This is a genomic window from Collinsella sp. SGI.180, assembly GCF_050313455.1.
Taxonomy (GTDB): Bacteria; Actinomycetota; Coriobacteriia; order Coriobacteriales; family Coriobacteriaceae; genus Collinsella.
Map to the genome: position 1 here is coordinate 49,356 of NZ_JBNPLL010000009.1, position 21,823 is coordinate 71,178.

Below are 21,823 nucleotides of genomic sequence, written 5' to 3' on the forward strand. Positions count from 1 at the left end.
CGAAAAGATATGGCCAAGCGTAACGGCACTGCGCTATGAACGGGCCGCGACGAGCAGCTCCGCCGTCGCCGCCCAGCCGTCAACGATCCTGCCGCGCGTGACAAAGGCGTTATCGCAGGACGCAAGAAACTCGGACGCGCCGGCGCTGGTCAGGCCGTTCTCGACCAGGCAGAACGTGCCCACGTGGTCGGCCATGTAGAAATCAGACTCGGAATCGCCGAGTGCCAGCGTCTCGTCGCGCTCGATGCCCAGACGCTCGCAGAAACGCGCGACCGCCACGCCCTTGTCGAGACCCGACGGATTGATGTTAAAGGCACGACCGTCCTCGACGCGATCGAGCTCGAGGGTCGTCGGCTTGGACAGATGAGTCAAGTGGCCGTTGCAGGCCCAGACCAGACCGCAGCCGGCCTCGTCGAGGATGGCCTGCGCCTCGTCATCGGGAATATCGCCGCGCATGCCGACGGTGACCTCGCGGTACTTATAGCCAGTCGACATGTCGTTGTGGTACTCGATCTTGTGCGGCCAGCGAGCGAGAATCTTCTCGCACACGCCGGTCTGCTCAATCACCTGGTGCGGCGTGAGGCCGCAGGCGGGGTCGTAAGGCATGTCGCCGGTCAGATACTCCCAGTCGTTGGCCTTGAGGTCGTACATGACCAGGCCACCCATCTCGCCAATGTAGGAGTTGAGGCCGAGCACGCGGGCATCTTCGTGGATCATGGTGCGGTTGCGACCCGAGGTGGGAATTACCTGGATGCCAGCGCGGGAAAGCGCCACGACGGCCTCGACGAGCTTGGTCGAGGGATTGCCGTCGTTGTCGCGCAGCACGCACGAGCCGGGCGCGAGCATCGTGGCGTCCAGATCGGTAAAGACGTACTTGACCTTGGCAAGGCGCTCGCGCATCTCGCCCGAAAGCTCGGCAACGGTCGGCAGGGTGTTGTGGGACATGGTCACTCCGTTTACGTAGAAGGGTTTGGACTTGGACGGCATGTTTTGATTGAGGGAACACGCTTATGGCGACAGCGCACTCAGGGCGCCGCCGCCATCATGGTTCATTAGTCAAACTGGGTAACATCGATCAGGCGATTGGCCAACGAAAGGTCGCTCTCGATGGGCACGAACTCGTCGCCCACGTGCATGAGCTCCTCGTCACCCTTTGCCAGCAGCAAGACAATGGTGGGAGCATCGGGGTTGACGTACTCCTCGCGCGCCGCCTTGAACGCCGCATGCACAGCGGCTTCGCGATCGAGGATGATCTTGTTCGGCGTATCGTCGGGAACATGTTCGGCAAGCTCGCGACAGACCTTCATCGGGTCCTCGTGAGCCGGGTCCTCGTTGGCAAAGATCATCAGGTCGGAATATGGTGCGGCCTCGCGCGGAAGCTGCTCGCGGCGCTCCTGCGCCTTGCCGCCGGCAGCGCCAAACACCGCAATGACTGGACTAGCGGGAAACGCGCGCTTGACCGACGAGAAAAGCGAACGGAACGAAAGCTGGTTATGCGCATAGTCAACGACACAGATCACGCGGCCGTCCTTCGACTCCACGACCTCCATACGGCCCGGCACACGCAGTTTGGAGAGGCCCTTCTTGATGGCCTCGATACCGATACCGATCTCGCGCGCGGCGGCGATAGCGACCAGCGCGTTCTCCACGTTAAAGTCTCCCGCGATACCCAGCAGGATCTTCTCCCCCGCCTCGGACTCGTCGGCACACAGGCCATGCAAGTTGAACTCGATGCTAAAGCCGACCATGCGCACGTCGCTCGCCCACAGGCTTGCCTCGGGATGCTCGACACCAACGGTCACCAAGCGCTCGGCCGTCGACGCTGCCTCCAGCACACGGTCGACCTCTTCGGTGCCCAGATTCACCACGGCGGTCTTTGCCTGGTCAAAGATCCTGAGTTTGCTCTCAAAATAATCCTCAAACGTGGGGTGTTCAATCAGCGAGATGTGGTCGCGGCCGATGTTGAGGAAGCACGCCACGTCAAACGGCAGATTCTCGACGCGTTGATACTTGAGCGCCTGGCTCGAGACCTCCATGACCATGGACTGGCGACCGGACGTGCGGCAGTTGGCGATATGGCGCCAAACCTCGGGGGCCTCGGGCGTGGTGTTGGTGCTCTCGTAGCACTCGATACCATCGTCGGTACTCACCGAGCCGATCATGCCGCAGGACTCGCCCGCCGCCTTGATGATGGACTGGAGCATAAAAGCGGCCGTGGTCTTTCCCTTGGTGCCGGTGATGCCCACGATCTTGACGTCGTGGTCAGGACGGTCGTAGACCTCCGGCGGCAACAGGGCCATGGCTGTGCGAACACTATCAACAACCAGCATCGCAGCACCGCTCTCCTGCGCCAGCGGCTCCAGAGACTCGACCAGCGACTCCTCGCACACAAATGCGACGGCGCCCGCATCGAGCGCCATGCTCAAAAACGCGGGCTTAAAGGCAGCACCTTTGCAAAAGAATACGTCACCTGCCGAGACCACGCGCGAATCAAACGAGCAGCCGGTCACGGCACGCTCGTCAACCTGCTCTGATGCGCGCAGCTCGCCGCACACGTCGAGAAGCTTGGCAAGCGTATCGACCGTGGTCACGGTCGCGGAATCCGAATGGTGCATCTTTCACCTTTCTCAGCCATTTGGCAGGGACGGTTTTTATAGTAACTGAAACGCACCCATGCAAAAACGGCTCCCGGAGGAGCCGTTACGCGCAGGCGTTCGTAAGCCGAGGCTAGGCAGCCTGAACAGAAGGCTGGCCCTCGTCGATAAAGAAGCGCTTGTACCACACTAGGAACACGAGCGGCGTATAGATCTTGCGCTGGAAATCGCCCTTGCCCGCAAAGTGCAGATCGAGCAGGTGCATGAGCTCGTCGGTATTGAAGAACTCGCTTGCCCACGGCGCGGTGAAGTACTCCTTGACATAGTCGTACCACTTTTGCTCGCGCAGCCAGTAGACAATCGGCACCGGGAAGCCCACCTTGGGACGGGTGGCCCACTCATCGGGCAGCGACTTGTTGGCAGCGTGGCGGAGTACCTGTTTGTTGCCGTTCTCGTTGATGCGGTAGCGGTCGGGAATGTGCTCGGCGAACTCCATGACTTTGCGGTCCAGGAAGGGCACGCGCAGCTCCAGTGAGTGTGCCATGCACATCTTGTCGGCCTTGAGCAGAATGTCGCCCGGGAGCCACATGTTCATGTCCAGGTACTGCTTCTTGACCAGCTCGGGCTGACCCTTCACGCGCGCATAGATGGGAGCGGCAAGCTCGAAGGCGCCATCGCCGGTGTTGTACTCGGGCTTGAGCACGCCGTCGACCTCGCGCTCCGGCCATACCAGAGCCTGTCCCAGGAACGACTTCTCAGGGATCTCGGCACCCTTGACCAGGAAGTTATGTCCCTTGAAGTACGGCATATGCAGCGCCAGGTTACCGAGCGCGCGACGGATGGGCAGCGGCACCATCTTTTTGTACTTGCGGACCGGGACCGTGTCCTCGTAGTAGGCGTAGCCGCCAAAGAGTTCGTCGGCGCCTTCGCCCGAAAGCACTACGGTGACGTCCTTGCGGGCCATCTCGGCCAAGAACCACAGCGGCACAGAAGACAGGTTGGACTGCGGCTCGTCCATGTGATACTGGATATCCTCGAGCGCACCGAAGAACTCGTCGGCGGTAATCATCTTGCGGACGTTCTCGACGCCGAGCTTATCGGAAAGCTCCTTGGCGTAGTTGGTCTCGTTGAAGTTCTTGTAGTCAAAGCCCACCGAGAAGGTCTTGTCGGGCATGAGGCAAGCAGCAATATAGCTGGAGTCGACGCCGCCGGAGAGGAACGACGCGACCTTGACGTCGGCGATGCGATGGGCCTCGACACTCTCGTGCACGACCTCGTCCAGCTCATCGACATACTCTTCGAACGGCTTCTCGACGGCAGAGTAATCGCAATCCCAGTAGCGCTCGATGTTCATCTTGCCGGTCGGGATATCGACGGTAAAGTAGTGCGCCGGCGGCAGCTTGTAGACACCCTCGAAGAAGGTCTCCTCGGTTGCCGAATACTGCAGCGTCATGTACGGACGCAGAGCCTTTTTGTTGACCGCCTTGTGGAAGTGCGGGTAGTCCAGGAAGCTCTTGATCTCGGAACCAAAGAGCACGCCCGGAGCGCCGTCGCCCGCATCGGCCATGGGATAGTAGTAAAGCGGCTTGATGCCAAAGATGTCGCGGGCGCCAAAAAGCTTGTTCTTCTTTTTGTCCCAGATGACGAAGGCGTACATACCGCGCAGGCGATCGAGGACGGCCTCGCCCCACTCCTCGTAGCCGTGCAGGAGGCTCTCGGTGTCGGCGCCGCAGTGGAACTTGTAGCCCTTGGCCTCGAGCTCGGAACGGAGTTCTTGGAAGTTGTAGATCTCGCCGTTGAAGACAATGACGACGCTACCGTCCTCGTTGGCCATGGGTTGGGCGCCAGCCTCGGTCAGGTCAAGGATCGACAAGCGGCGGAAGCCGAGGGCAACGCGGCCGTCGATAAACTGACCGCCCATGTCGGGACCGCGATGGACGATGCGGTCCATCATCTTGGTGAGCACCTCGGATTGGTTATCCGTCCCACCGACAAAACCGACAAAACCGCACATATACTATCCCCTCTGCTGTTGCTGGGCATCAAATCGAATCAGTAGCTTTTAAGTATACCCGAGGGCGTAAAGAGGGGCGGAATGTTCAGGCAATCTCAACTGAATCAGCTCCGCTGTGACACGCGCCGGTTACCTTTAATGGATATGAGGTGAATGGGGCGATTGTTTTGCTATACTCTCTCCGCACGGGCGATTGGCGCAACGGTTAGCGCAGGTGCTTTACACGCACAAGGCTGGGGGTTCGAATCCCTCATCGCCCACCACTGATTTGATAGGCTCCCAGCAATGGGGGCCTTTCTTTTTTGGACCCATCGCAGAGGGATTCGAACCCGACAGGGTGCGAAGCTGAGGAAACGCGAAGCGTTTTCCAGCGCAGCACGCGAGGAGCGGAGCGACGAAGCGGATGCGGGCGGCGCCAGCCGCACGCGGACATCCCTCATCGCCCACCATTGAATTGTTAGGCCTCCGGTGTTGGAGGCCTTTCTTTTTTGTGCCCGGCGCATGGGATTCGAACCCTAAGGACCCCTTATTTCAAGGTCCGTGGTCAAAAAATGGCAAAAATGAGTACTGCTACTTTGCTTGCAACATATAAACAGATAGTGTTTGCTTAGGTTACGCAACATATGTCCATTATAAGGACTAACAGTCAGATCAAAATCGTGTATTCATCGCCATTTCGACTTGCCATCTGGCCTTATTAGTCCAAAATTGCTGCTACCAAATCGGTAACAGTACTCATATTTGATGTTTTTTGACCAGCAGGTCTCCCTGCCTTAGCAAATCTAAGGCAAAACGGGCTCCAGACCGCTGAATCATGCCGCATGGGGCACGTCCGCAGTCCGGAATCCGGTCCAAATTGAGTTATTGCGCCGCGTTAGCCCAAGACACCCGACAGAATCTCGATTAGGCTGTCCACATCGGCTTCCTCGCACACGAGCGGCGGCAAGAAGCGCAGTGTATGTGCACCTGTAGCGTTAATCACGGTACCAGCCACCAATGCGCGAGCCACAACGTCGTGCGCATCACCCGCAGCATCGTCCAAATCGCAGCCGAGCATTAGGCCGCGACCACGCACCTCGGTAACATGCGGCAGCTTGGCGAGCCTTGCCTCCATATAGGTACCCACCTTGGCGGCATGGTCTGCGTAGTCACCGCGCACAAGCGCGGAGAGCGTCGCGGCACACGCCGCGATGGCCAAGCAGCTGCCGCCGAAGGTCGAACCATGGTCGCCGGGCTTAAAGATGTCAGCGATTTCTTTCTTTGCCACCACGGCACCCATGGGCACGCCGTCAGCGATGCCCTTGGCAAGACTCATGATATCGGGCTCCACACCATAAGTCTGAAACGCGAACGGCTTGCCGGAGCGGAAAATACCACACTGGACCTCGTCGGCGATAAGCACGGCACCCACCTCGTGTGCCAAGTCGCGCGCCGCAGCCATAAACTCCTCGGTCATGGGATGCACACCGCTTTCGCCCTGGATCGGCTCGAGCATCACAGCGCAAATCTCGCTTCCCAACTGCTTAAAGATTGCGTGCAGTTCATCTACATCGTTGGGTGTGCATGCCACAAAGCCACCCGGCAGCGGGCGGAAACTGTCCTGCAGCCAATCCTGCATGGTCGCCGCAATGGTCTCGAGCGTACGACCATGAAATCCGCCGCGCATACACACGATGGTGTTGCCACCGTTGCCAGCACGTTTGGCATACAGACGCGCGAGCTTCATAGAGCCCTCGTTGGCCTCGGCACCGGAATTGGCAAAGAACGTCTCCCACACCTGCTCGCCCGCAGCCGGAGCGCCAAGCGCCGCCGCCGTAGTCTCGTCGCCAGCGGCAATCGCGTCGGCAAGCACGCGCGCACCGTCCGCATCGTCGTTGGCGAGCTTGGACAGCAACGCCGCGACCTGGCCGCGCTGCTCAATGTAGAAGTAGTTGGAGACATGCAGGAGCTTTTTGGCCTGGGCCTCGAGCGCCGAGAGCACCGCCGGGTTGCCGTGGCCTAGGCTGCATACGCCAATACCTGCAAGAAAATCGAGATATTCGCGACCATCGTCGCCGGTGAGCTTCATGCCGTGGCCCTCGACAAACTCGACCGGCGAGCGGCCAAAGGTTTGCATAACGTAGTGGGATTCGAGCGATTGTTGAGCTGCAAGTGACATGAGATGCCTTTCGTTAAGCGCCAGGTGGCGCGGACTGTGGGTGTAACGGTGTGACGATTTCTAACCAGCTAGACCGTCTGGAGCTTCTCGACCTCGTCGAGGTTCTCGGTCAGGCGCGCCGCAAAGGTCGAAAGCGGGTGCGGGTGCGTATCAAATTCGTAGGCCGTCTCGGTAGAGTGGATCACGGTGCCGACGCCGGCATCGGTCAGCAGCTCCAGGAGCAGCGAATGCGGCGTGGTACCGTTAATGATGTGAGCGCGAAATACGCCGCCGACAAGCGCATCGACGGCCGCGCGCAGTTTGGGAATCATGCCCTTATCGACCTCGCCACCGTAGAGCATCTCATTAACCTCGTCGAGCGTTAGGTTGGAGATGAGCGAGTCTTTATCGCTAAAGTCCTTGTACAGGCCGTCGACGTCGGTCAAAAAGATCGCCTTGTGCGCGTGGAGCGCCGCCGCAACGGCACCGGCGGCGGTGTCGGCGTTGATATTGAAGAAGCCACCGTCCTCCCCCGCCGCGACGGTAGCGATGACGGGAATATACTCGCTATCGAGCAAGTTCTCGATGTAGTCGGTGTTGACATGCGTCACTTTGCCCACGCGTCCGAGCTCGGGGTCGAGCGGCTCGGCGATGAGCGTGCCGGCGTCGCTGCCCGATACGCCCACGGCCAAGTTACCGTGGTGGTTGATTGCCGCCACCAGCTCTTGGTTAACCTTGCCGCCCAGCACCTCGCGCACGATATCCATGGTCGCCGGCGTGGTCACGCGCTGACCGTTCTTAAACTCGACGGGCATATCGTAATGGCTCAGCGCCTCGTTGATGGCTTTACCACCGCCATGCACGATGACGGGGCGCATGCCGATAATCTTGAGCAAAACGATGTCGCTCATCACGTCGCGACGCAGCTGCTCGTCTACCATGGCGGCCCCGCCATACTTGATAACGACCGTCTTGCCAGTCAGGTTTTTAATCCACGGCAGCGCTTCGAACAGCAGCTGCGCAGTTGCTTCGTTGGATTCGCTCGAACGACAATCGCGTGCGAATTTCATAATCTGCCTCGTCTTTCGTATCGTTATCGCGCTGTGCTCCGCTGCCCGCAATCGCGGCGAGATGCGCAGCGTGCCTGGAGTCTAGGAGCGGTAGTCACCATTGATTGAGATGTACTCGCGCGTGAGATCACAGGTCCACACGGTCGTTGCCGCGTCGCCTGCTCCCAGGTCGGCCGAAATCACGATCTCGGGCGCCTCAAAACGTCGCAGGGCCTCGTCCTCGTCAAAAGGAACAGTCAGGCCCTCGCGGCAGACGGGCATGCCCATCATGTCGATGGAAACGTCTTCCTGATTAAACTTTACGCCGCACTTGCCGAGCGCCATGGCAACGCGACCCCAATTGCAGTCGTGGCCAGCGATGCAGGTCTTGACGAGCGGCGAGTTGGCGACGGCGCGGGCGGCGATATCGGCTTCCTCGTCGTTGGCGGCGCCGGTGACGTTAACCGTCACGAGCTTTGACGCACCCTCGCCATCGGCCGCGATGTTACGCGCCAGGCTCTCGCACACCTCGTGCACGGCAAAGGCCAGCTCGTCAAAGGCGTCAGTGCCCTCGACGATGGCCTCGGCATCCGCGGCGGCAGCGGCAGAAGCCAGCATGATACAGGTGTCGTTGGTCGAGGTATCGGAATCGACCGTCACTTTATTAAAGGTCTGTTTAACGGTCGAGAGCAGTAGGGTGTGGAGCGCCGCCGACTCGACGGGGGCATCGGTAGTAATGACCGCGATCATGGTGGCCATATTGGGCATGATCATGCCCGATCCCTTGCACATGCCGCCCACCGTATAGGTATTGCCTGCGTGCCCCGCGGCCTCGCTGCTGTAGCGAACGGCATACTCCTTGGAATGCGTATCGGTCGTCATGATGGCACGGGCTGCATCGGCGCCGCCATGGGCAGAGAGTGCCTCGTAGGCGGACGGAATTGCCGTCTCAAACGTGTCGATCGGCAGAATCTGTCCGATCACGCCCGTGGAGGCAACTAAAATCTGTTGGGGTTCACAGCCAATGACCTGCGAGGCGATATTGCACGTCTCGCGCGCACAGGCAAGGCCGGTCTCGCCCGTGGCGGCGTTCGCGTTGCCGGAGTTGATTGAAACACCGGCGATGATGCCATAGCCCTTGTCCGTACCGCCCAGGTTGGCACGGCTCACCTGCACGGGCGCCGCACAAAAGCGGTTAGTCGTAAACACGCCGGCGCCGGGACAGGGTTTATCGGGCACAACGAGCGCGTAATCCAGGCGCTTGGGATTCTTGCGGAATCCGGCATGGATGCCCGCCGCCTTAAAGCCGGCTGCCGCCGTTACGCCGCCCTTGACGGCGTGAATCTTGATATCGAACTGCTCAGCATTCATCGTCTTTACGACTCCTTATGTCAAACAAAAAATGGGCATCGGTTGGTGCGCCATGCCAGCCACAATCATGAGACCAGCTTAAAAGTGGCGCCAAACTCGATACCCGACTACCAAATCGTTAATAATCGAATGTGCTACACCGGGCACGCCACTGTGGGCAAGCCTCGTCGCTCGTCAAAACCAAAGACGATGTTGGCGCACTGGACCGCCTGGCCCGCAGCGCCCTTGCACAAATTGTCGATGGCGCCCGTCGCCACCAGCACGCCCGCACGCTTGTTGAGCGCAAGGCCGATCTGGGCGGCATTGGTACCGACAACCGAAGCCGTCTTGGGCTGCTGGCCGGCATCGAGCACGCGCACAAAGGTACGACCGGCGTAGAACTTCTTGTAATGGTCGACGGCATCCTCAAGAGTCAGCGCTTCGAGAGCCTGCGTTGCGAGCGGCAGCGTCACCGTAGAGAGCAGGCCGCGCTTGAGCGGTGCCAGGTGCGGAGTAAAGACGACGCGATCGGTAAGGCCCAGAATTTGCTCGATTTCTGGCGTATGGCGATGTTTTCCTACGCCATAGGCCTCCAGATTCTCGTCCGCGCTGCAAAAATGGGTGCGGGTGTTGCACGACTTACCGGCACCCGTCACGCCACTGATGGCGTCGACGACTACGGGGCCGCTCTGGGCCACCCAGCCCGCACGCACGGCAGGCGCGGCAGCAAGACTCGTTGCGGTGGGATAGCAACCGGCGCAGGCGACCAGTACGGGCTTGCCGTCGGCGTGGTCGGATGCAGCGGTCTCTAAGTCCTGGCAGAACAACTCGGGCAGACCGAAGGCACGTGTTTTAAGCAACTCGGGGCTCGTGTGCTCGGCGGCATACCATGTCTCAAAGACAGACGCGTCGCTCAGACGGTAATCGGCCGAAAGATCAAAGCAAGAGACACCCGACGCAAGCAGAGCGGGCACCTGTGCCATGGCAGCCGTGTGCGGCACGGCGAGAAAAACCGCATCGCAGCTCTTGAGTTCAGGGGCGTCATGCGTGGTGAAAACCAGATCGCTCACGCCAGCAAAGCTCGGATACACCGCGGACAGCAGCTGGCCGGCATCGGCGTTGGACGTAATGGCAACAAGTTCAAACTCGGGATGGCCGAGCACGAGGCGAATAAGCTCGGCACCGGCATATCCAGCCGCGCCGACGATTCCAACCTTTAAAGACATATCGGACTCCTTGTCTGCGGTCTTATGCGTCATTGCGCATTCCGCAGCCGTCGTTATGAGGTAGGTTGAAACTTTAGCACCCGAGAATGCATATTTACGCAAATAATTTGTGTCTTCATGCATTGAAACATACCCGACACATTCGCTTGAAGGAATTGACAAAAAAATAAGCGAGCTCTGCATTAGCCGCAGCGCATCATACTGCTGGCCAATGCGGAGCCCACCTTATACGGAATACCAAACTTAAGGGTCGCCCAGAGCAGCCTAGAGCTCGACCGGAACCCATTCGTCGTGATTGCAGATAAAAGCCTCGGGGTCCTCGACGCTAAAGAAGACGAGCGTGGGGTCGTTAGGCCCCTCATAGTGCTCGCTCAAGCGCTCAAGATGCTTCCACCCGGCCTCGCGCATTTCATCCGAAGCCCGGTCGTCCAGACCCGCACGCCCGCGCAGGATCAACCAACCATGGCCCGGCCACCAACTCGTGGCCTCAAAGCGCTGGTTTTGCAGCAGCTCTTGCCACACATCTTTGGTGCGCGCCGTTACAAACCACAGCTTGCCGTCCTGAATCTGCGCAAACGAGAACGGACGCACATGCGGCTGCCCATCCACGCTCGTCGCTAGGTACCACGCCGGCACCGACGTCAGATACTCCAGCACCGTATTCAATCCGTCCACGTTTCCTCCTGTCATCTGACCAGTCTTTTTGGAATGGGCAGCTAATTTGGGAAATTAAAGCTCGAGGAGCTCTTCGCTGCCGTCGATATCGCAGAACCGCGCGGCGATGTTGCGGACCGAGAAGAACGCAAGGCGGCCATCGTTGGCACTATCGTGTTGCTCGCCAATGCCCACCATATGCTTAAAGCCCGTCTGGCGCACCTTGTCACTCACGAATGCATCGTCCTCGAGTGCGGCCTCGCCAGTTAACACGATCCAGCACTCCCCCGGCTTCCAGCCCGATACCTCAAACTTGGGATTCTTGCTCAACTCCGCCCACACGTCCTTGTCGCGCGACGTGCAAAACCACAGCTTGTCGTTATCGACCATGGCAAACGAAAACGGCCTCACGCGGGGCTGATGCCCGTCGTTTGCATCGGTCGTGGCAAGATACCACGCCGGAATGCGCCTGAGATACGAGCAGACGCGCTCGAGCTGAGCCATGCGATCGATGTCGGTCATAGAGACCCCTTTCTTGCGCTCGAATCGAGCTTAGACGAGTTGGAGATTGATAACGACAACGCATGCCACCAGCAGCGCCATCGCCACCGCGGCCAGTGCATCCCCGCGGCCAAACGTAAGCGCATGCAGACGCGTGCGTCCCCGCTCGCCGTGATAGCAGCGCGCATCCATGGCGGCCGAAAGCGTCTCGGCATGACGGAACACGCCAGCAAACAGCGGAATCGCCACACTGCCGAGCATGCGCACGCCACCGAGCGGACCGCCCGTCACGCGCGCGCCACGGCTTGCCTGTGCATCGGCCGTCTGTTTCATCTCGGTGGCAAATTGTGGCATAAACCGCAGTGCGATACCCATAATCATGCCGAGCTCGTGCGCCGGAAGCCCCACACGCGCGAATGGTGCGAGCAGGCGCTCAAAACCCGCGGTGAGGTCGAGCGTCGGCGTGGTGAGCGTAATGGCGCTCATGCCGGCCATCATCATCGTCAGGCGACACGCCATAAACGTCGCAGAACGCAGCGAGCCCTCGCTCACCTGCAAAAAGCCAAACTGCCACAGGATGCGGCCACTCTGATCGGAAAACAGGTTGAGCACCGCGACCACCACGACAATCGCCAGCAGTGGTGCCATCGACGATAGGACCCGACGCAACGGAACCCGGGCCGCGACATAGACCAGCACGACAAAAATTGCGATCGGAACCAGCCCGCGGAAGCTGCCGACGGTGAGCGCAGTGATCAGAAATGCGAAACCTAGGAGCAACTTAGTGCGCGGATCCAGGCGATGCAGCGCGCTTTCCCCCGGATAGTAGCTGCCAAATGAGAATGCCTCCATTAGCAGCCCTCCTCTTGCGTGGCCATCTTGGAACCAGCCTGACGCGACGCCCTCAAAGGTCCGTCCGCGCAGCCTAGCAGCATGCCGGCCAACTCGTCGGCCAGCGCCTCAACCGTAAAAAGCTTGTCGCAGCGGAGCGGCACACCGGCTTGCACGAGCGACAATGCCATGCGCTGTGCAGCGGGAACGCCCAAACCGATCGATTTGAGCTCGTTCGCGTGCGCAAAAACCTGTGCGGGCGTTCCATCGGCAAACACCGCGCCCTCGTTCATCACAACGATACGGTCACAACAATTTGCCAGGTCATCCATGCTGTGCGAAACCATGACAACAGTCAGGCCCTCACGATGGAGCCGATCGATAAGCTCCAGGAAATCCCTGCGCGCAGCCGGATCGAGCCCCGCCATGGGCTCGTCGAGCACCAGGACCTCGGGCTCCATGGCAAGCACGCCGGCAAACGCCACGCGGCGCTGCTGACCGCCCGAAAGCTCAAAGGGGCTCTTGTCGCCTATCGCGGCAAGGTCGAGGCCCACGCGCGCAAGCGATGTTGCGACACGGCGAACAACCTCGTCTTGCGGCAGGCCAAGGTTGCGCGGGCCAAACGCCACGTCCTGCGCCACGGTCTCGGCAAATAGCTGGCGCTCGGGATACTGAAACACCACGCCGACCTTGGCCTTAACCGCGGCGGCGCCTTTCTTGCTTGATAGGTCGAGCCCCAGTGCGCAAACGCTCCCCTCCTGTGGACGAATCAGCCCGTTGAGATGCTGAACCAGCGTTGATTTACCCGAGCCGGTATGACCCGCCAGGCCCAGAAACTCGCCGCGACGCACCGTCAGCGAAACATCACGTAGCGCCCAGGGGCTGTTTGGATCGTTGCCCCAAAGAGTCTGTTTGCCCGATGCGCCCACAGTGGTCGAGCGCTTGCGCCATCGGCGGCGCTCGCGGGCGCTCAGCGACCAACTATGCGAGAGGTGCGAAAACTCGATGACGGGCTCCGACGCGACCATCCCACCGGCTGCAGAGGATGCATGGTCAAGCACACGAGAATCGGATGCGGAAGGCCGCCCAGCGACGTCCGCCCCGCTCCGCTCAGCATAAACCTGTGCAATCTCGGCGACCATATCCGCCTCACGCACCTGCGCGCAAACGGGTACGCCCTTCGCGCGGAGTGCCCTACCTAGACAGCACGACGCCGGCATATCCAGGTTGAGCTGGGCAAGTTCGTCCGCCCGCGTCAAGATTTCCTCGGGCGTACCGAGCATGGCAACGCGCCCCGCCCGAAACACCGCGACACGATCGGCCTCGGCGGCCTCTTCCATAACGTGCGTAATCATCACGATGGTCATGCCGCGATCGTGCAACGCGCGGCAAACCTTCATAAGGCCCTTACGTCCACGCGGATCGAGCATCGAGGAAGCCTCGTCCAAAATGAGCACGCGCGGTTCCATGGCGAGCACGCCGGCAAGCGCCACGCGCTGCTTTTGGCCGCCCGAAAGTGCATGGGTCTCGTGGCGCTCAAAGCCCACCAGGCCCACACCCTTCAGCGCCTCGCGTACGCGCTGCGCAATTTGCGCCGATGGCACGCCAAGGTTTTCGGGACCAAACGCAACATCATCTTCGACAAGCGTTGCCACCAGCTGATCATCGGGATTCTGGAACACCATGCCCGCGGTCGAACGAATGTCGTAGACCAACTCGGGATCTGATGCATCCATGCCGTTGATACGCACCGTGCCTGCATCGGGCCGCAGCAGCGCATTCAGATGCTTGGCAAACGTCGACTTGCCCGACCCATTGCCGCCGAGGATGCAGAAAAACTCGCCATCCTCGATGTTCAGATCGATACCGTCGAGCGCCGGCGTGACACCGTCATAGCTAAAGGAAACTCCTCGACAATCAATCATGCGCGGCCTTTGACCTGGTTCTTTTTAGGCGTGATGAGGTTGGAGGCCGCCTTGTACACTGCAAGCGTGAGCACCGAGTTGAGCACGGTCTTGATAAGGTTGAACGGCAGCACGGCAGGAACCATGAGCGGAGCGATCGCATCGACCGAGCCATACCAGAACCATACGCCAATGGTAAGGTTTGCAACCATAGACAGTGCCGTAGCGGCAATGACGCCGAACACCAGGCCAATCACGGCACCCTTATAGGTATGCATCTTCTGGTAGACGATAGCCGCGGGCAGAATGTAGCCCAGCGTGGCAACCAGGTTCATAAGCGCACCGACCCAGTCACCCGTGGTGAGCGCGTGAATAACGATAGCCATAGCGGCAACAGCAGTACCGGCGCCGGGACCATACGCAAAACCGCACACCATCGCCGGCACCAGCGACGGGTCGTAGGTCAAAAACGGCGCCGAAGGAAGGATGGGCAGCTGCACGTACATAAACAGGGCGCCCAAGGCGCACATCAGCGCCATGGTAACGAGCTGTTTGGTGCTCCACCTATTCGTGTTCTCGAAATGGATATGCTGCGACTGTTCAGACATAAGATCACCTGCCTCTTTCATCCGGACTCTAACCGTTGGTACTGGGATCTCACCAGTTCAGCCGACATGCGAACCAACGCACGCACGGGTCGCGGACTCATCGGCTCGGACGCAGGCACCTCGCCTGCGCCACGGTGCCCCTCTGGCACCGTCCGATTTACCGCCAGTGGGGAATTTCACCCCGCCCTGAAACAGCAATTCCAAGTCTAGCACGGGCAGGCTTTCGCGCAAGCATGCCAAGGGTAATTTATAGTGGGGATCAGTTGCCGCAACAACCACGTTCCCCACCCATCCCACAGTAACGCGCCTTTCGCGCAAAGCGCGAAACAGCGTCCGGGATACGTATCCCCAACAACCATGTCCTTCTCCGCGAGCCGACCTCAAGGCCGTAAACGCAGGGAATCCGGGGGCGTGACGGGGTTTCTCTCCGGAACATTCCGCAGGACGCAAAGAGGCTCCGCAGCGCGAAGCGCGATGCGGAGCCTCTTTGCATGTCCGAGGACGTTCCGGAGAGAAACCCCGTCACGCCCCCGGATCCCCGGTGGGAGTTCTAGACCTTGTCGGCCTTAGTACATACCGCCGCCCTGCTGACCAGCGGTAGCAGCAGCGATAGCATCCTCAAGCTGAGTGTTCTTGGGCACATCGGAAACCGTGGCCTCGGTGATGAGGATCAGGCTGGCGACAGAAGCAGCGTTCTGCAGGGTGACGCGGCTGACCTTGACGGGGTCGAGGACGCCCATCTCGATCATGTCGCCCCACTCGCCGCTGGCAGAGTTGAGACCCTGGCCAGCGGGCAGCTCGGCGACCTTGTCGACCACGACAGCGCCCTCAAAGCCAGCGTTCTTGGCAATGGTTGCGACCGGAGCGGTCAGAGCCTTCTTGACGATGTCGACGCCGATCTTCTCCTCGGGGTCGTCGATCTCGACTGCATCGAGCGCAGGAACAGCGTCCATGAAGGCGACGCCGCCGCCAGCGACAATGCCCTCCTCGACAGCAGCGCGGGTTGCCTGCAGGGCGTCCTCGACGCGGTGCTTGATCTCCTTGAGCTCGGACTCGGTGGCAGCGCCGACCTTGATGACGGCAACGCCACCGGAGAGCTTGGCCAGGCGCTCCTGGAGCTTCTCGCGGTCGAAGTCAGAGGTGGTGTTCTCCATCTCGCCCTTGATCTGAGCAATACGGGCGTCGATGGCCTCCTTGGAGCCAGCGCCGCCGACGATGACGGTGTTGTCCTTGGAGATGGTGACGGACTTAGCGGTACCGAGCATATCGGCGGTGATGTCAGCGACCTTCACGCCCAGCTCGTCCAGAGCAGCCTGACCACCGGTGAGGACGGCGATGTCCTCGAGAATGCGCTTGCGGCGATCGCCGTAGCCCGGAGCCTTGACGGCGCAGACGTTGAGGGCGCCGCGGATCTTGTTGAGGACGAGGGTGGGCAGGGCCTCGCCGTCGATGTCCTCAGCGATGATGAGCAGGCCACGGCCAGCGCGCTGGACAGCCTCGAGAACAGGCATGATGTCCTGGACGCTGGAGATCTTCTGGTCGGTGATGAGGATGTACGGATCCTTCATCACGGCCTCCATGCGGTCGTTGTCCGTGACGAAGTAAGCGGAGACGTAGCCCTTATCGAACTGCATGCCCTCGACGGTGTCGATGGTGATGTCGAACGTCTGGGAATCCTCGACGGTGATGACGCCGTCCTTGCCCACGACTTCCATGGCCTCGGCGATCTTCTCGCCGACCTCGGGGTCACCGGCGGAGATGGTACCGACGGAAGCAATCTGCTCCTTGGTCTCGACCGGCTTGGCCTGCTTCTTCATCTCGGCGACGGCGGCGTTGACGGCCTTGTCGATGCCGCGACGGATGGCCAGCGGGTTGGCACCAGCGGCGACGTTGCGCAGGCCGTCGTTAACGATGGCCTGAGCGAGCAGGGTTGCGGTGGTGGTGCCGTCACCCACGGTGTCGTTGGTCTTGGTGGCGACCTCCTTCACCAGCTGGGCACCCATGTTCTCGATGTTGTCCTCGAGCTCGATCTCCTTGGCGACGGAAACGCCGTCGTTGGTGATGGTCGGGGCACCGAACGTGCGCTGCAGGGCGACATAGCGACCCTTGGGGCCCATGGTGACGGTAACGGCATCGGCCAGAGTGTTGACGCCCTTGGCGAGCTTAGCGCGGGCATCGGTATTGAACGTAATGTTCTTTGCCATGGTAGGTAATCCTCCAAAAGAAATGTGACTCACGTCGCCGCTTCCGAGTCCTATGCGGCGACCGCGTTCAAAGACGAATCAGAGAGCCTGATGAGACTAGGCCTCGACGACGGCGTAAATGTCGTCGGCGCGCATCAGCAGATACTTCTCGCCGTCGACCTTGACCTCGTTGCCACCGAACTTGCCGTAGATGACAACGTCGCCTTCCTTGACGTCCATGGGGATGCGCTCACCCTTGTCGTTGACCTTGCCAGCGCCAACGGCAACGACGGTGCCGCGCTGCGGCTTCTCCTGAGCGTTGCTGGCGATATACAGACCAGAAGCGGTCTTCTGCTCGGCCTCGTCGGGCTTGACCAGAACACGATCTGCAAGCGGTTTCAAAGACGACATGCTTGTCTCCTCCTTTTTGGGCCGCGTGGTTATGCCACGCGAATTAACCCTATTTGTTTGCGTACGCGTTGAATGGTACCCACGAATGGCGGGTTATACAACACAGAGTCAAAAAATCTTATTTTTTGGCACTTAGATTTTCTGAATGCCGGGGGGATAACTTGTGCGCAGCTCCCGTGTGGCGCCGGAGGGGCGGGGCATAAGGTTTCCTGCTCGGGCAGTCCTGCTCGCACGAAGGCCACATTACGTGGCCTTCGGCTCGTGCGGAACTCGCGATAAACCTTATGCCCCGCCCCTCCGGCGCCACACGGGAGCCAAGTTAACTAGTTCGGGCGCGGCATTCAGAAACGTCAGTGCAGCAAAATGGCGATGTGGATAGGAACATGGGCATGGCTTTCGCTGCACGCACGGGTCCCCTGGGGAGCACCGTGCATTTTTGGGAGTATTCAGCAGACCAGGATGGCTGTATACGCGCCAGACACATCTTATTGGTCCCAAGGACGCCTTCGACCGGCGATTTGGGTCGGCAGGCAGACCCCATCAGGGCATAAAGGCATGCCTCGTGCCTGCCCGGACGCCAAAATGACATCAATCCCCATGACATTACCCGACCGCAACGGCGCCGGCAGAGCTCGCAGTGCTGAATACTCCGTTTTTTGCACGGCCCAGGCGGGGGTACATCAGGGCCAGAAAGAACATCCCAACCTTTTTATGCAATCTGTAATGGGAAGTATGCAAAACACCATGAGGTAGCATTGCAAATGTCCGATTTGAACGCGCGGGGCAGCAGCGCCTCCACCCCACGCACAAATCCGGCAGAGCAGGGACGCTCATAACGAGTCCCCACCGATATGCAGACGTGGCTCGAGCGCCATCCCAAAATAAGTCGCCCGGGCCGCGTTTAACGACACGGCATGAGCATCAGCGCTCGTAGATGAGGTTACCGGCTAGGTAGGTGGCCTGAACCTTGGTGGCTTGCAGCTCTTGGGGGTCAACGGTGAGCGGGTTTTGGTCCAAGACCACCAGGTCAGCATACTTGCCGGGCTCCAAGCTGCCGAGGTTTTGCTCGTCGCCTGCCGCATAGGCGCTGCCCAAGGTGTAGTTGCGCAAAGCCGTTGCCGCGTCGATGCGCTCGCTCGGCAACCAGCCGCCCTCGGGCCAGTGGCTTTTGGGGTCCTGGCGTGTGATAGCCGTGTAGAGCACATCCATGCTGGTAACGGGCGTGATGGGGCTGTCGGTACCGAAGGCTTGGCGAATGCCGCGCTGCTTATAGGTTGCGAACGGCCACATGATGCGGCTGCGCTCCAAGCCCAAATCGCGCTCCGGTCCACCCGGGTCGAGCGTAATATGGCAGGGCTGGCTCGAGGCGACCACGTTGAGCTTGCGCAGGCGGTCTATGTCCTCGGGCAGGAGGTTCTCCAGGTGCTCGAGCGTGTTGTGGCCGTGCTGGGGCAGGCCGTACAGACCGGCGGCTTCCTCGAAGATATCCAGCGCGGCATGAATCGCACCGTCGCCGATAACGTGGATGCGCACGGCGCGGCCGCGCTCCGCAGCCGCCAGAACCAGCTTGCGCATGCGCTCGGCGGAAACCGTCAGACGGCCTTGGTCGCCCGGGAAGCGCGGATTGGTATAGGGCTCGGTGAGATATGCCGTATGTTCGCTCGACACGCCGTCAAAGAACTGCTTAAAGCCCGGCGCCGAAAGCAGTGCGTTGTTCGCGTAACGTGCCTGCAGCTCTTCTAGACGCGACTGGTCATCCAGCAGCGTGGGGAACAGATGGGCACGAATGCCCAGCTTGCCGGCTGTCTGCAGTTTGTCGTAGACGTCGTCGCGGATAAAATCGCAGCCCGGCATGGGCATGAGCGACATGTCGCAGATAGAGGTGATGCCCTGCTCGGCCATGCGCCTCATTTGATCGGCGTAAGCGCTTGCGATGCGATCTTCGCCCAGCCACTCAAGGCAGCGCGGCAACAGCTGCATGGCGGCCGCCTCGTGAGCAATGCCCGTGAGCTCACCGTTTGCGTCCTTGTCGTAGCTGCCGCCCGCTGGCGGCTCGCTATCGCGCGTGACGCCGAGCGCCTCGAGAGCGCGACTGTTGAGCCACAGCGTGTGGCCGTCGCCCGAGTACATAACGCAGGGACGATCGGGAAATACCGCATCGAGCGACGCCTTGGTAGGATGCTCGGGCGGGTCCCAACGGTAGTCGCGCCAGCCCTGCGTCACAACCCAAGCGTCGTCGGGCAGATCCTGGGAAAACTCGAGCACGTGCTGCACCAGCGCCACCTCGGACGTGCCCCCATCCATGAGCATATACGGCGAGGAACCGACCGAGGTATGAAAGAAGTGCAGATGAGCGTCATGGAAACCGGGGCAGACAAACTGCTCGCCGTAGTCGATAACCGGCGTGGCGGCAGGCGCGGCGGCGACCACGTCATCGGGCTTGCCGACTGCGACGATACGGTCGCCTGCGATGGCAATCGCCAGCTCACGGGCGGTATCGATGCCGTCTTGCGAGGTAAAGACGTTCTTAGAGCGGATAATCCGATCGATATGTTGCATGGGCATCCCCATCTCTGGCAGGAAATTCAACACCCCCGAGTGTACTCCACCGCCACAGCTGCAAAACGTCAAGCGGTAAACGGCACCTTTCCCAACCCCAACGGCCCCGCCTGCCACTTGGGGACGGGGTAGAAATGGTAGATTTCAAGCTTGAAAGCCGCATCCAAGGCTGCGTGCACAAGCAATTTGGACCTGTCAAGGTTACGGAGGTATCCATTTCTACCATTTCTGCCCCGTCCCCAAGTGGCAGGTGGCATACTGGAAAGAGCCTGTACGATTTTGCGATAAACCAGCAAGGAGCAAATCGACCATGACGAAGACCAAGGCACAGCAGATTATGGCAGCGACCGAGGCCCGCGCGGCTGATGACGTCACCGCAGCCATCCAAGATATCGCCGCCGAGTTTGAGCCCTACATCATCAAGCAGCGCCGGCACTTCCATAAGCACCCAGAGTTGAGCCTCGCCGAAGAGCGCACGACTTCTGACATCGCCAACCAGCTCGACGCCATGAATATCCCCTACGAGCGCCCGCTTAAGACGGGCCTGGTGGCGACCCTTCGCGGCACCGCACCCGACGCCTACCGCGAGGACGGCACGCCGCGCCGCCGCATCCTGCTGCGCGCGGATATCGACGCCCTACCCGTCACCGAGCAGACCGGCGAGGAGTTCGCCAGCGTCAACGAGGGCTGCATGCACGCCTGCGGCCACGACTGCCACATTGCCATGATGCTCGGCACGCTGCAGATCCTGCGCCATATGACCGACGACATCCACGGCGAGGTCCGCATCGTCTTCCAACCCAGTGAGGAAAACGGCCAAGGCGCCAAACTCATGATCGGCACGGGTGTGCTCGACGGCGTCGATGGCGCCTACGCCGCACACATCTGGAGTGAGGTCGACGCCGGCACCGTAAGCTGCGAGCCCGGTCCGCGCATGGCCAATACCGACTGGTTCCGCATTGATGTCCGCGGGACCTCGTGCCACGGCGCCATGCCCCAGCGCGGCCACGACGCCGTCATGGTGGCGGCCGAGATCGTCAACGCCCTGCAGACCATCGTTTCGCGCGAGATCAGCCCCTACGAGCCGGCCGTCATTACCGTCGGCGAGCTGCACGGCGGCACCGCGCGCAACGTTATCGCCGGTACCGCCTACCTCGCCGGCACGGTGCGCACCTATGGCGATTCGACGCACGAGGAAATGCCCGAGCTCATGCGCCGCATCGTAGAGCACACTGCGGCGGCCCTGGGCGCCGAGGCTGAACTTACCGACTACACCATCGCCAACTACAAGGTCGAAAACGACGTCGCCTCGAGTGAGCGTTGTCGTCAGGCCGTGGTCAAGTGTCTGGGTGCAGCCGGCGAAGGCCATTATCGCGGCACGCTTTCGGGCGAGGATTTCTCGGAGTACCTGCGCCGTGTACCGGGTGTGCTTGCCTTTGTGGGCACGCGCAACCCCAAGATTGGCGCCACGTACGCCCAACATTCCTGCTTCTACAAGATCGACGAGACCGTGCTGGCTAAGGGCTCCATGGTGGCCGCTCAGTATGCTATCGACTTTTTGGCCGAGCCCACGCAAGAGGAGCTCGACGGCCCCGCTATCGCCGCGGTTGCCGAGACCAATCCCGACCTGGCAGCCAAGCTACGCTCTGCCAAGGCGATGTCCGCCGAGGCTCGTGACGCCATCCATGATGCCCGCACGGCTCGCCATGCCGCGATCAAGGGCATCCACGAAGCTCGCACCGCCGCTCGTCACGAAGAGAAGCACAACGAGTAGTCGAATCGCGACCATCTCGCAGCCGTAG

Annotated in this window: 16 protein-coding genes, 1 tRNA gene and 1 riboswitch; of the genes, 2 read left to right on the forward strand and 15 right to left on the reverse strand. The window is 60.6% G+C overall.

The annotated features are described in order from the left end of the window. Window positions 1-33: 33 nt before the first annotated feature. The 3 genes from ACQRAP_RS05210 to asnB form a co-directional block, all read right to left on the reverse strand. Window positions 34-945: an HAD family hydrolase gene (locus ACQRAP_RS05210; RefSeq protein ID WP_427727012.1), complete on the reverse strand. Its 912-nt coding sequence runs from the start codon at window positions 943-945 to the stop codon at window positions 34-36. Window positions 946-1,052: 107 nt separating this feature from the next. Continuing rightward, a complete protein-coding gene (locus ACQRAP_RS05215; RefSeq protein WP_427727009.1) occupies window positions 1,053-2,615 on the reverse strand; it encodes a Mur ligase family protein in 1,563 nt (520 codons plus the stop codon). Between the two features lie 112 nt (window positions 2,616-2,727). Beyond that, on the reverse strand, window positions 2,728-4,608 hold the full coding sequence (gene asnB, locus ACQRAP_RS05220) for an asparagine synthase (glutamine-hydrolyzing) (RefSeq protein ID WP_161115110.1): 1,881 nt from the start codon (window positions 4,606-4,608) through the stop codon (window positions 2,728-2,730). Between the two features lie 187 nt (window positions 4,609-4,795). Here asnB and ACQRAP_RS05225 point away from each other — a divergent pair. Then, window positions 4,796-4,871, forward strand: a tRNA-Val gene (locus tag ACQRAP_RS05225). 611 nt (window positions 4,872-5,482) lie between these two features. On the opposite strand, the gene ACQRAP_RS05230 is transcribed toward ACQRAP_RS05225, so the two are convergent. The 12 genes from ACQRAP_RS05230 to ACQRAP_RS05285 form a co-directional block, all read right to left on the reverse strand. Beyond that, window positions 5,483-6,766, reverse strand: a complete 1,284-nt coding sequence (locus tag ACQRAP_RS05230; RefSeq protein WP_427727006.1) for an aminotransferase class III-fold pyridoxal phosphate-dependent enzyme — start codon at window positions 6,764-6,766, stop codon at window positions 5,483-5,485. A 68-nt stretch (window positions 6,767-6,834) separates the two neighbouring features. Beyond that, window positions 6,835-7,815: an acetylglutamate kinase gene (argB, locus tag ACQRAP_RS05235; RefSeq protein WP_427718310.1), complete on the reverse strand. Its 981-nt coding sequence runs from the start codon at window positions 7,813-7,815 to the stop codon at window positions 6,835-6,837. An 81-nt stretch (window positions 7,816-7,896) separates the two neighbouring features. Continuing rightward, window positions 7,897-9,165, reverse strand: coding sequence for a bifunctional glutamate N-acetyltransferase/amino-acid acetyltransferase ArgJ (gene argJ, locus ACQRAP_RS05240; protein ID WP_427795079.1), 1,269 nt, complete (start codon window positions 9,163-9,165; stop codon window positions 7,897-7,899). Between the two features lie 134 nt (window positions 9,166-9,299). Beyond that, window positions 9,300-10,370 (reverse strand): N-acetyl-gamma-glutamyl-phosphate reductase, encoded by a 1,071-nt coding sequence (gene argC, locus ACQRAP_RS05245; protein ID WP_427795080.1) that lies wholly within the window; start codon window positions 10,368-10,370, stop codon window positions 9,300-9,302. Between the two features lie 264 nt (window positions 10,371-10,634). Then, on the reverse strand, window positions 10,635-11,045 hold the full coding sequence (locus ACQRAP_RS05250; protein ID WP_427718303.1) for a pyridoxamine 5'-phosphate oxidase family protein: 411 nt from the start codon (window positions 11,043-11,045) through the stop codon (window positions 10,635-10,637). 54 nt (window positions 11,046-11,099) lie between these two features. Continuing rightward, window positions 11,100-11,546, reverse strand: coding sequence for a pyridoxamine 5'-phosphate oxidase family protein (locus tag ACQRAP_RS05255; RefSeq protein WP_427726998.1), 447 nt, complete (start codon window positions 11,544-11,546; stop codon window positions 11,100-11,102). A gap of 30 nt (window positions 11,547-11,576) precedes the next feature. Next, window positions 11,577-12,377, reverse strand: coding sequence for an energy-coupling factor transporter transmembrane component T family protein (locus tag ACQRAP_RS05260; protein ID WP_427793609.1), 801 nt, complete (start codon window positions 12,375-12,377; stop codon window positions 11,577-11,579). Beyond that, the gene (locus ACQRAP_RS05265) at window positions 12,377-14,281 is read right to left on the reverse strand and encodes an energy-coupling factor transporter ATPase (protein WP_427795081.1); all 1,905 of its coding nucleotides are present in this window, start codon (window positions 14,279-14,281) and stop codon (window positions 12,377-12,379) included. Before ACQRAP_RS05265 ends, ACQRAP_RS05260 begins: the two co-directional genes overlap by 1 nt. Continuing rightward, window positions 14,278-14,868, reverse strand: a complete 591-nt coding sequence (locus tag ACQRAP_RS05270; RefSeq protein WP_427793611.1) for an ECF transporter S component — start codon at window positions 14,866-14,868, stop codon at window positions 14,278-14,280. The genes ACQRAP_RS05265 and ACQRAP_RS05270 overlap by 4 nt, the downstream gene beginning before the upstream one ends. Window positions 14,869-14,873: 5 nt before the next feature. Further along, window positions 14,874-15,066, reverse strand: a riboswitch (FMN riboswitch). Window positions 15,067-15,434: 368 nt separating this feature from the next. Beyond that, window positions 15,435-17,072, reverse strand: coding sequence for a chaperonin GroEL (gene groL / locus ACQRAP_RS05275; protein ID WP_154514811.1), 1,638 nt, complete (start codon window positions 17,070-17,072; stop codon window positions 15,435-15,437). Between the two features lie 96 nt (window positions 17,073-17,168). Beyond that, a complete protein-coding gene (gene groES, locus ACQRAP_RS05280) occupies window positions 17,169-17,462 on the reverse strand; it encodes a co-chaperone GroES (RefSeq protein ID WP_427718293.1) in 294 nt (97 codons plus the stop codon). 921 nt (window positions 17,463-18,383) lie between these two features. After that, the gene (locus ACQRAP_RS05285) at window positions 18,384-20,027 is read right to left on the reverse strand and encodes an amidohydrolase (protein WP_427795082.1); all 1,644 of its coding nucleotides are present in this window, start codon (window positions 20,025-20,027) and stop codon (window positions 18,384-18,386) included. A 304-nt stretch (window positions 20,028-20,331) separates the two neighbouring features. Between ACQRAP_RS05285 and ACQRAP_RS05290 the strand changes: the two genes are divergently transcribed. Continuing rightward, a complete protein-coding gene (locus ACQRAP_RS05290; RefSeq protein WP_427795083.1) occupies window positions 20,332-21,795 on the forward strand; it encodes a M20 family metallopeptidase in 1,464 nt (487 codons plus the stop codon). Window positions 21,796-21,823 lie beyond the last annotated feature (28 nt).